Source organism: Microcystis sp. LSC13-02, from assembly GCA_002282935.1.
Lineage (GTDB): Bacteria > Cyanobacteriota > Cyanobacteriia > Cyanobacteriales > Microcystaceae > Microcystis.
Genome location: MTBT01000014.1, coordinates 1 through 7322 on the forward strand (window position 1 = coordinate 1; position 7322 = coordinate 7322).

Sequence of the window (7322 nt, forward strand, 5' to 3'; positions counted from 1 at the left end):
CAGGGAAAAAGTACCTGAATTTTCCCCCTGATCACTCCCAGTCCGGTACTTTTTGATTGACAAAAAGTCTAAAAGTCTTACCCAACAAGGTCTTTAGATTTATTCGGCCAGCCCTATTTAATAATCGCTGCCGTTTTCCTGTACCGCTCCTAACTGTTGACGCACATCATCGATCGCTAGATTTAACTGGGCAATTTTATCTTCCAAACTGCGGCGGGCCATTTCCATGCCTTCCTCTGGAGTCAAGCGCCCATTGCGGCTCTCCTCCAAAAAAGCTTGATTATCACCATCTGCTAAACTGCGACGGCCGCGATTAGCCAACACTGTCCCCAAAACACCGCCCACTAAACCACCGACAATCGCACCGGCTAAAAAACCGCCCGTAAACCCATCTCGCTGACTCATAATCCCTTTTTCTCCTAATAGGTTCCAAAAGCTCGATCGCCAGCATCGCCCAATCCCGGCACGATGTAACCGCCGCTATTTAATCCTTCATCGATAATAGCCGTATAGATGTTCAAGCTGGGATAATTCTGACTCAATTTCTGTAAAGCTGGCGGGGCAGCCACGACGGAAATCAGGCGAATCAGGGCAGGATCAACGCCTCTGCTGGTAATTTCTGCCATTGCCATTGAAATTGATCCCCCCGTGGCCAACATCGGTTCGAGAATTAAGACTCTCGTGGCTGGATCAAAACTGGCCGGTAATTTATTTAAATAACAACTCACCTCCAGGGTTTCCTCATTTCTGGCTAAACCGAGGTGATAGGTACTAGCTAGGGGTAAAAGGCTTTGCGCCCCTTCCAACAGGGCTAATCCTGCCCTTAAAATCGGAACTACGGCGATCGGTACGCTAGGATCGATAAAAGTAGCGGGACATTCCGCTAGAGGGGTTTTAACGCTAGTTTCCAGGGTCGGCAACCATTGCCGCGCCGCTTCGTAGGTTAACCAGCGCCCTAGTTCCGTCATCGCTGTTTTAAACAATACCGAGGGGGTATTTTGATCGCGGGCGATCGCCAGCCAATGCTTAACCAGAGGATGTTCGGGAACGTAGACGCGCAGTTGTAAAACCATGAAAAGACTGGAACTCGATCGAGGGCTAAACTTTATCTTAAGCGAAAAAGCCTTCAGGAGTCAGTTATCAGTGATCAGTAATCAGTAATCAGCTTTTTTCTCCCTATCTCCCCATCCCCTAACCCCCATCCCCCATCCCCCAAACCCGATTAAAATAAAAGCAAGCCAGAAGCTTGCGAGCGGCTTCTGACTTGGGGAATTTTAACGACGACGGGTTCTTTGTCGTCTCCTGGCTACTGCTTTACGCTTTCTCTTTTCTTGAGGGGTTTCAAAAAATTGATGCTTTTTGATATCCGCATAAATTCCCGCTTTCGCTACCTGTCGCTTAAAACGACGCAGGGCTGATTCGATCGCCTCGTTCTGACCAACTACCACTTGGGTCATTAACCTAATTCACCTCCTGTAATTGCTCTCTGCCTAAAAAATGCTAACTTCTCATTATAGCACAATCTAGGGTAAAAAGCGATCCAAGGCAGCCTTTAATTCTTCAATTTCTGTCTCGATACTACCTTCCTGGGCAGCCCGGGCAATACATTCGCTCAGATGTTCGTCGAGGATCATTCTGGCGACGCGATCAATCGCCCCGCGAATAGCGGCAATTTGCATCAAAACTTCGGGACAGGGACGATTTTCCGATACCATCGTCTTGATGCCGCGAATATGTCCTTCGATGCGCGAGAGACGGTTAATAATTTGCTTCAGGGAAGCTTCGCTATGGACGTGGGGAGTCCCTTTTGACTCGTGGTCATGTCCCGTCTCGTCGTGGTTGCGAAGGGGGTCGAAAGGGGTAATTTGATTAGTCAAGGGCTTACCGTCAATTCAGTTCTACTCTCTAGTGTGCCACAGTTGCGAACCCCAGTCCCTCCCATGGTTTTGTCTGGTTTAAATTTCGGTTCAGGGGTCTTTGGTTTGCCAATCGGGGCAATTTTCCCCTTGATTCCAACCGCAGGGATGAAATCCACAAATTAGACGCTCTTGCATAATTAATTTTTCAGGGTTCAAAAACGGCAAAAATAAGGATTAAATTGCCTAAAATCTGTAAATACACCATTTAATCGACTATTATTCATTCTTAATTCTCCTGACTACTGGCTACTGATACTAAATCCTGTTTAGAAAGTATAGGGGACCAGGGAGTGGGGAGCGGGAGTGGGGAGTGGGTTTTTTAAAGTTCGATTAGGAGTGAGAGATTGAAGCTGGTGATGGGATTTGAACCCGCGACCGGCTGATTACAAATCAGCTGCTCTACCACTGAGCTACACCAGCATTTTTGACCAACCTATTATAACACAAATAGGGCTTGCTGAAAAATTTTTTTCTGGGTCTCACAGGTGTAGGTATTTTACCAACCTGTGAAGACGAGACAAGGAGGACAAGGAGGGAAATCCGAATCTAATTCTTTTTTTGGCTGCCTTTAATCGCTTATGAGGTCAGCAAAGCACGACGTTTTGACCAATTTTCGGCTATGTATTTCCGAGAAATCGCCTAAAAACCTGGCCAGATCAGGATTTGAGAGAATGACATAAGAGTACAGGTTTTGGCTCTCATAGTGGGACTTAAACGATCAACAAGAGTATAATCATTATAGAATAAGCACTTGACGTTGAGAAAGCAGCGATGAAAGAGACAACCCCGGCGTTAGGCATTCAATCTACTTACAGATCAGAGGCAGGCGTTGACAATTAACGTAGGATTAGTTAGTATGATGATCTAATCCTACCGGGCTGTCCTAGGCAGTTTATGGCAATGAGTAAGAAAGTCAGCATAACCTTAGACGACGAAGTTTTGGACTTTGTAGATCGACTAGCAAGCAATCGTAGCCGCTTTATCAATGATGTTCTCTGGCAAGAGAAGAGAAGGATTTTTATGAAAGAGCTAGAAGATGCTTATAAAGATCAGGCAAATGATCCAGAGAGCCAAGAAGAAATTTCTGTCTGGGATATTGCAGTGGGCGATGGTCTAAATGCCTAATGGAAGACTAACCTACAAGCGAGGAGAGATATGGTGGGTCGATCTGAAACCCGTTGTTGGTCATGAAACCGATAAAGAAAGCCCTTGCCTGATTTTACAAAACGATATTGGCAATCAAAATGGAACAACGACAATAGTTGCTCCATTGTTGCTTGGGAAAAAGACTTATCCTTTTGTTGTCAATATTACACCGACAGTGCAGAATGGACTAGACGGAGATCGACACATCAACTTAAGTCAAATGAGGGCTGTAGATTCTCAGAGAATTAAGAATCAACAGGGTGTTTTAGAAGACGTTTATTGGGAAGAAATAGAGAAAGCAGTCTGTATTGAACTCGGTTTCAGTTTAGCTTTTAAGTCTTCATAGCGCGATGCCGAAGGCACTGCGTAGCAGTACGCCGCTCTTGTGGGCCCAGTTGAGGAATGTTAGCGAAGATTGCCAATGTTTAGGTTAAAATAGAGGGGCAAAAGTTGCAACAGGGTCACGCCAAGGAAAGTGCGACCCCATCTTGCTCCCAAAAATGAGCGCAGGATGAGTCCCATTAGAGGAAACTTTGCCCTTGTCAGTGCGTCATTAGCCTCTAAGCAAACAAGTGTCACGCTTGCGATAGAATAGATCGGACTTAGCCTAAATGGGGTCAGCGAAAGAATGTGCGGAATTGTTGGCTATATCGGAACCCAAACAGCGATCGATATTCTCCTAGCTGGTTTGGAACGTTTAGAATATCGGGGTTATGATTCGGCAGGAATTGCCACAATTCTCGAAGGTGAATTACATCGAGTCCGCGCCCAGGGAAAACTCTACAATCTGCGGGAAAAATTAGAACAGGAAGTTAATCCCTCCCAAATTGGCATCGGTCACACCCGTTGGGCAACCCACGGCAAACCCGTAGAAAGTAATGCCCATCCCCACACCGATAATAGTCAACGGGTGGCAGTGGTACAGAATGGCATTGTCGAAAATTTTCAGGTATTAAGAACAGAATTAAAGGAGAAAGGCTGTATATTTGACTCGGAAACCGACACAGAAGTTATTCCCCATCTAATCGCCCGTTATCTACCCAAACCTACCGATGAAGAATACTTGGGGGTGAGTCCTTTCCTCAAGGCAGTTTTAAGGGCAATTGAACGTTTAGAGGGTGCTTTTGCCCTAGCGGTGATTAGTCCCGATTATCCCGATGAATTGATTGTCGTGCGGCAACACGCCCCTTTAATCATCGGTTTCGGTCAAGGGGAGTTTTTCTGTGCCTCGGATGTCAGTGCTTTAGTTCCCCATACCCGGGCAGTGCTGTCCCTGGATAATGGCGAAATCGCTCGGTTAACACCCTTGGGAGTAGAAATTTATAATTTTGAGGGCAAAAGAGTCCGTAAAAGCCCCAGAGTCCTCGATTGGAGTCCGACGACCGTAGAAAAACAGGGTTATCGTCACTTCATGCTCAAGGAAATCTACGAACAACCCGGAGTGGTGCGCGACTGTTTAGGGACCTATCTGCATCCCCAGGGAAACGCACAAAATGAGGATAATGTCAACCCGATAAATATTAATTTTTCTGAAGAAATTTACGATAATTTAGAACATATTCAGATTTTAGCCTGTGGAACCAGTTGGCACGCTAGTTTAGTCGGTAAATACTTGCTCGAGCAGTTGGCGGGTATTCCAACAAGGGTACAGTACGCCTCGGAATTTCGCTATGCACCCACGCCCCTGATGCCCAATACTTTAACTATCGGGGTGACGCAATCGGGGGAAACAGCCGACACTTTAGCGGCTTTGGAAACGGAAAAACAGCGTCGTTTAGGATTAGAAAAAAAATATCAAGCCCGGATTATCGGTATTACTAATCGCCCCGAAAGTACCCTAGCACAAATGGTCGATCAGATTATTAATACCCAAGCGGGGATCGAGATCGGGGTGGCGGCAACTAAGAGTTTTACGGCACAATTATTGGGTTTTTATCTCTTAGCTTTGGATTTATCCTATCGTCGTCAAACTTTGTCTTTAGAGAGAATCGAGCAAATTATTAATCAAATGCGATCGCTGCCAAGATTGATCGAAACTGTCTTAGAAACACAGGAAAAAGCGATCGAAGAATTGGCCCATGAATTTAATGACACCCAAGACTTTATTTTCTTGGGACGGGGGATTAATTTCCCCATTGCCTTAGAAGGAGCCTTAAAACTCAAAGAAATCAGTTATATTCATGCGGAAGGCTATCCCGCCGGAGAAATGAAACACGGACCAATCGCGCTTTTAGATGCAAAAGTTCCCGTAGTAGCGATTGCGATGCCGGGGATAGTTTATGATAAGGTTCTCTCCAATGCACAGGAAGCAAAGGCAAGGGATGCGCGATTATTGGGAGTAGTTGCCGACAGCGATAGGGAAGCACCAAAAGTCTTTAATGATTTGTTGTATGTGCCGGAAATTGAAGAATTATTATCGCCAATTCTCACAGTAATTCCCCTACAATTGCTCTCCTATCATATCGCAGCCCGTCGCGGTTTAGACGTGGATCAGCCGCGCAATTTAGCCAAAAGTGTCACGGTGGAGTAAAGTTCCTTCGGTTGAAAGTGTGGTTCAAAGGTCTATCTAGGGTCTGCTGAATAATGGTAAAACCCTTTTAAAATAAAGCTTTTGACCTGTTAAAGTCCGATGTTAGTGCAAGAAAATAGGATTGGGAACTCCTGACTCCTGACTCCTGACTCCTGACTCCTACCACCACCGAAAAACTTTTTCAGCAGACCCTATCTAAATTGGAGCAAGAGGACTCCCTTTACACCGCGAAGCGGTTGATGGCGAGAGTGTCATCCCTTCTGTAAAACCGAGGGTCTTTACCCCGACATCTGTGATAAAATCAAGAGGCCGACTGACATCTGAGAAGCGATAGCAACCATGACGGGTGTGGACTTACAGCAATTATTACTAGAAAAATGGGGTCGTTCCTACGATATCCAGCTGCGACGCATCAAAGATAAGGTTCATGTCCAGGTAATGTGGAAATATCTCGAACAAGCTTCTTTTCCCCTCTCCGAGTCTGAATATCTGGAACATCTCAATGCGATCGCTAATTATCTCCACGAATGGGGTGGTTTTAGTCAATTTCAAGCTTTTATCCGCGAAACCCGCGAGCGTCCCCGTCTCGGTAAAGCGGTTAGTCTGGCCTTAGATTTAGGTGAAAGGGCATCGGAATGGCTGATCAGTGATCAGTGATCAATTATCAGTGACCAGTGGGATTGTTAACTGAACAGTATGCTGCATTTAAATTGCGTCCCCACTCCCCCACTTCCCACTCCCCCATCCCCTTCTCTAGACACAAAAAAGGCGTTAAGTTTAACCTCAACGCTTGCCTTTAATCTAATGACAGTGACTAGCTCTTGCGACGAGCGAAAGCACCAGCACCGGCAACGGCTAAGATACCGAGGATAGCAGAGGGTTCGGGGATGTAAGTAGTTTGTCTGAAATCGTTGGTTATACTGTTAACTGATCCGTCAACACTAGAGATAACGAAAGTGTCTCTGACGTAAAGTTTCAGGATATTCGGAGCAATTAGAACCGTGAGGCCAGGAGAGCCTATGCCACCAATATCCAGGCTTCTAGCCTCTGAGGTTCCGACCAAACTCGACCCGCCGAAAGCATCTGACCAAACCGTCTTGTTCAGAGAGACACCGGAGTCAGTCTGGCCAGTTGTGGTATAGCCGGCGCTGAATGCTGAGAACATCTTCGTCAAAAGTTCGTTTCCGGGAGTGTCGGGGTTATCAACGATCTCGATCGTGTAATCTATGACATAAGTACCAGATGAACTTAGCAGAGGGGTAACTGGGGTGAAGGTGAAGGTGTGCAAATCGCCCAAGGGCAGCACGGTTTCCGTAATGGTCAGAAAATTGCCCGGGTCATCTAGACCAATGCCAGATGAGTTGATGTGTGTAAACAACTTGTCCCCTTTTCGGCAAGGATTGGTCTTGAAATTGTTGAAACTTTGTGGCAAACACTCCGCCTGCGCCTGCACGGGGGCAGCACCAGCAAAGCCGAAAGCGGCAACGCTGCCAGCGATAGCAAGAGCGCCAGTGGTTAGTTGTCTAGATATGTTGGTGATCATTTTAAGTTGTTTATTACTTTATTAATTAGGGCAGTAATGCGGATACCTCCGTAGTCTAGAATAGTTATGACCTGGGAGCATCTCCCCTTTGACATAAGTAGAAATGCTTAATGAGATCAATAAAAAAGTTAAAAAAGGCAACCATTTAGATAAGCACAGCGATGACGAAGGACTTGCGGTACAT

At 46.0% G+C, this 7322-nt stretch carries 9 protein-coding genes and 1 tRNA gene; 4 read left to right on the forward strand and 6 right to left on the reverse strand.

Annotation, left to right across the window (positions count from 1 at the left end; all coding sequences use genetic code 11):
• Window positions 1-117 precede the first annotated feature (117 nt).
• The 5 genes from BGL89_RS00755 to BGL89_RS00775 form a co-directional block, all read right to left on the reverse strand.
• Window positions 118-405, reverse strand: coding sequence for a ssl2009 family thylakoid membrane protein (locus BGL89_RS00755; RefSeq protein ID WP_286823716.1), 288 nt, complete (start codon window positions 403-405; stop codon window positions 118-120).
• A 14-nt stretch (window positions 406-419) separates the two neighbouring features.
• The gene (gene upp, locus BGL89_RS00760; protein WP_286823717.1) at window positions 420-1073 is read right to left on the reverse strand and encodes a uracil phosphoribosyltransferase; all 654 of its coding nucleotides are present in this window, start codon (window positions 1071-1073) and stop codon (window positions 420-422) included.
• A gap of 201 nt (window positions 1074-1274) precedes the next feature.
• Window positions 1275-1457: a 30S ribosomal protein S21 gene (gene rpsU / locus BGL89_RS00765; protein WP_002738938.1), complete on the reverse strand. Its 183-nt coding sequence runs from the start codon at window positions 1455-1457 to the stop codon at window positions 1275-1277.
• Between the two features lie 66 nt (window positions 1458-1523).
• Window positions 1524-1877, reverse strand: coding sequence for a metal-sensing transcriptional repressor (locus BGL89_RS00770; protein ID WP_286823726.1), 354 nt, complete (start codon window positions 1875-1877; stop codon window positions 1524-1526).
• Window positions 1878-2267: 390 nt separating this feature from the next.
• Window positions 2268-2339: transfer RNA gene (locus BGL89_RS00775), tRNA-Thr, on the reverse strand.
• A gap of 480 nt (window positions 2340-2819) precedes the next feature.
• On the opposite strand from BGL89_RS00775, the gene mazE reads away from it, so the two are divergent.
• The 4 genes from mazE to BGL89_RS00795 all read left to right on the forward strand — a co-directional run bounded on the left by mazE (window position 2820) and on the right by BGL89_RS00795 (window position 6252).
• Window positions 2820-3044 carry a type II toxin-antitoxin system MazE family antitoxin gene (gene mazE / locus BGL89_RS00780; protein ID WP_012265779.1) on the forward strand — a complete coding sequence of 75 codons (225 nt, stop codon included), beginning with the start codon at window positions 2820-2822 and terminating at the stop codon, window positions 3042-3044.
• Complete coding sequence (locus BGL89_RS00785; protein ID WP_286823727.1) at window positions 3037-3411, forward strand: type II toxin-antitoxin system PemK/MazF family toxin; 375 nt, start codon at window positions 3037-3039, stop codon at window positions 3409-3411. The genes mazE and BGL89_RS00785 overlap by 8 nt, the downstream gene beginning before the upstream one ends.
• A 282-nt stretch (window positions 3412-3693) precedes the next feature.
• On the forward strand, window positions 3694-5595 hold the full coding sequence (glmS, locus tag BGL89_RS00790; protein WP_286823729.1) for a glutamine--fructose-6-phosphate transaminase (isomerizing): 1902 nt from the start codon (window positions 3694-3696) through the stop codon (window positions 5593-5595).
• Between the two features lie 339 nt (window positions 5596-5934).
• Window positions 5935-6252 (forward strand): DUF3067 family protein, encoded by a 318-nt coding sequence (locus tag BGL89_RS00795; RefSeq protein ID WP_002756874.1) that lies wholly within the window; start codon window positions 5935-5937, stop codon window positions 6250-6252.
• 157 nt (window positions 6253-6409) lie between these two features.
• Here BGL89_RS00795 and BGL89_RS00800 read toward each other — a convergent pair whose 3' ends face one another.
• Window positions 6410-7138 carry a PEP-CTERM sorting domain-containing protein gene (locus BGL89_RS00800; RefSeq protein ID WP_286823732.1) on the reverse strand — a complete coding sequence of 243 codons (729 nt, stop codon included), beginning with the start codon at window positions 7136-7138 and terminating at the stop codon, window positions 6410-6412.
• Window positions 7139-7322: the final 184 nt, after the last annotated feature.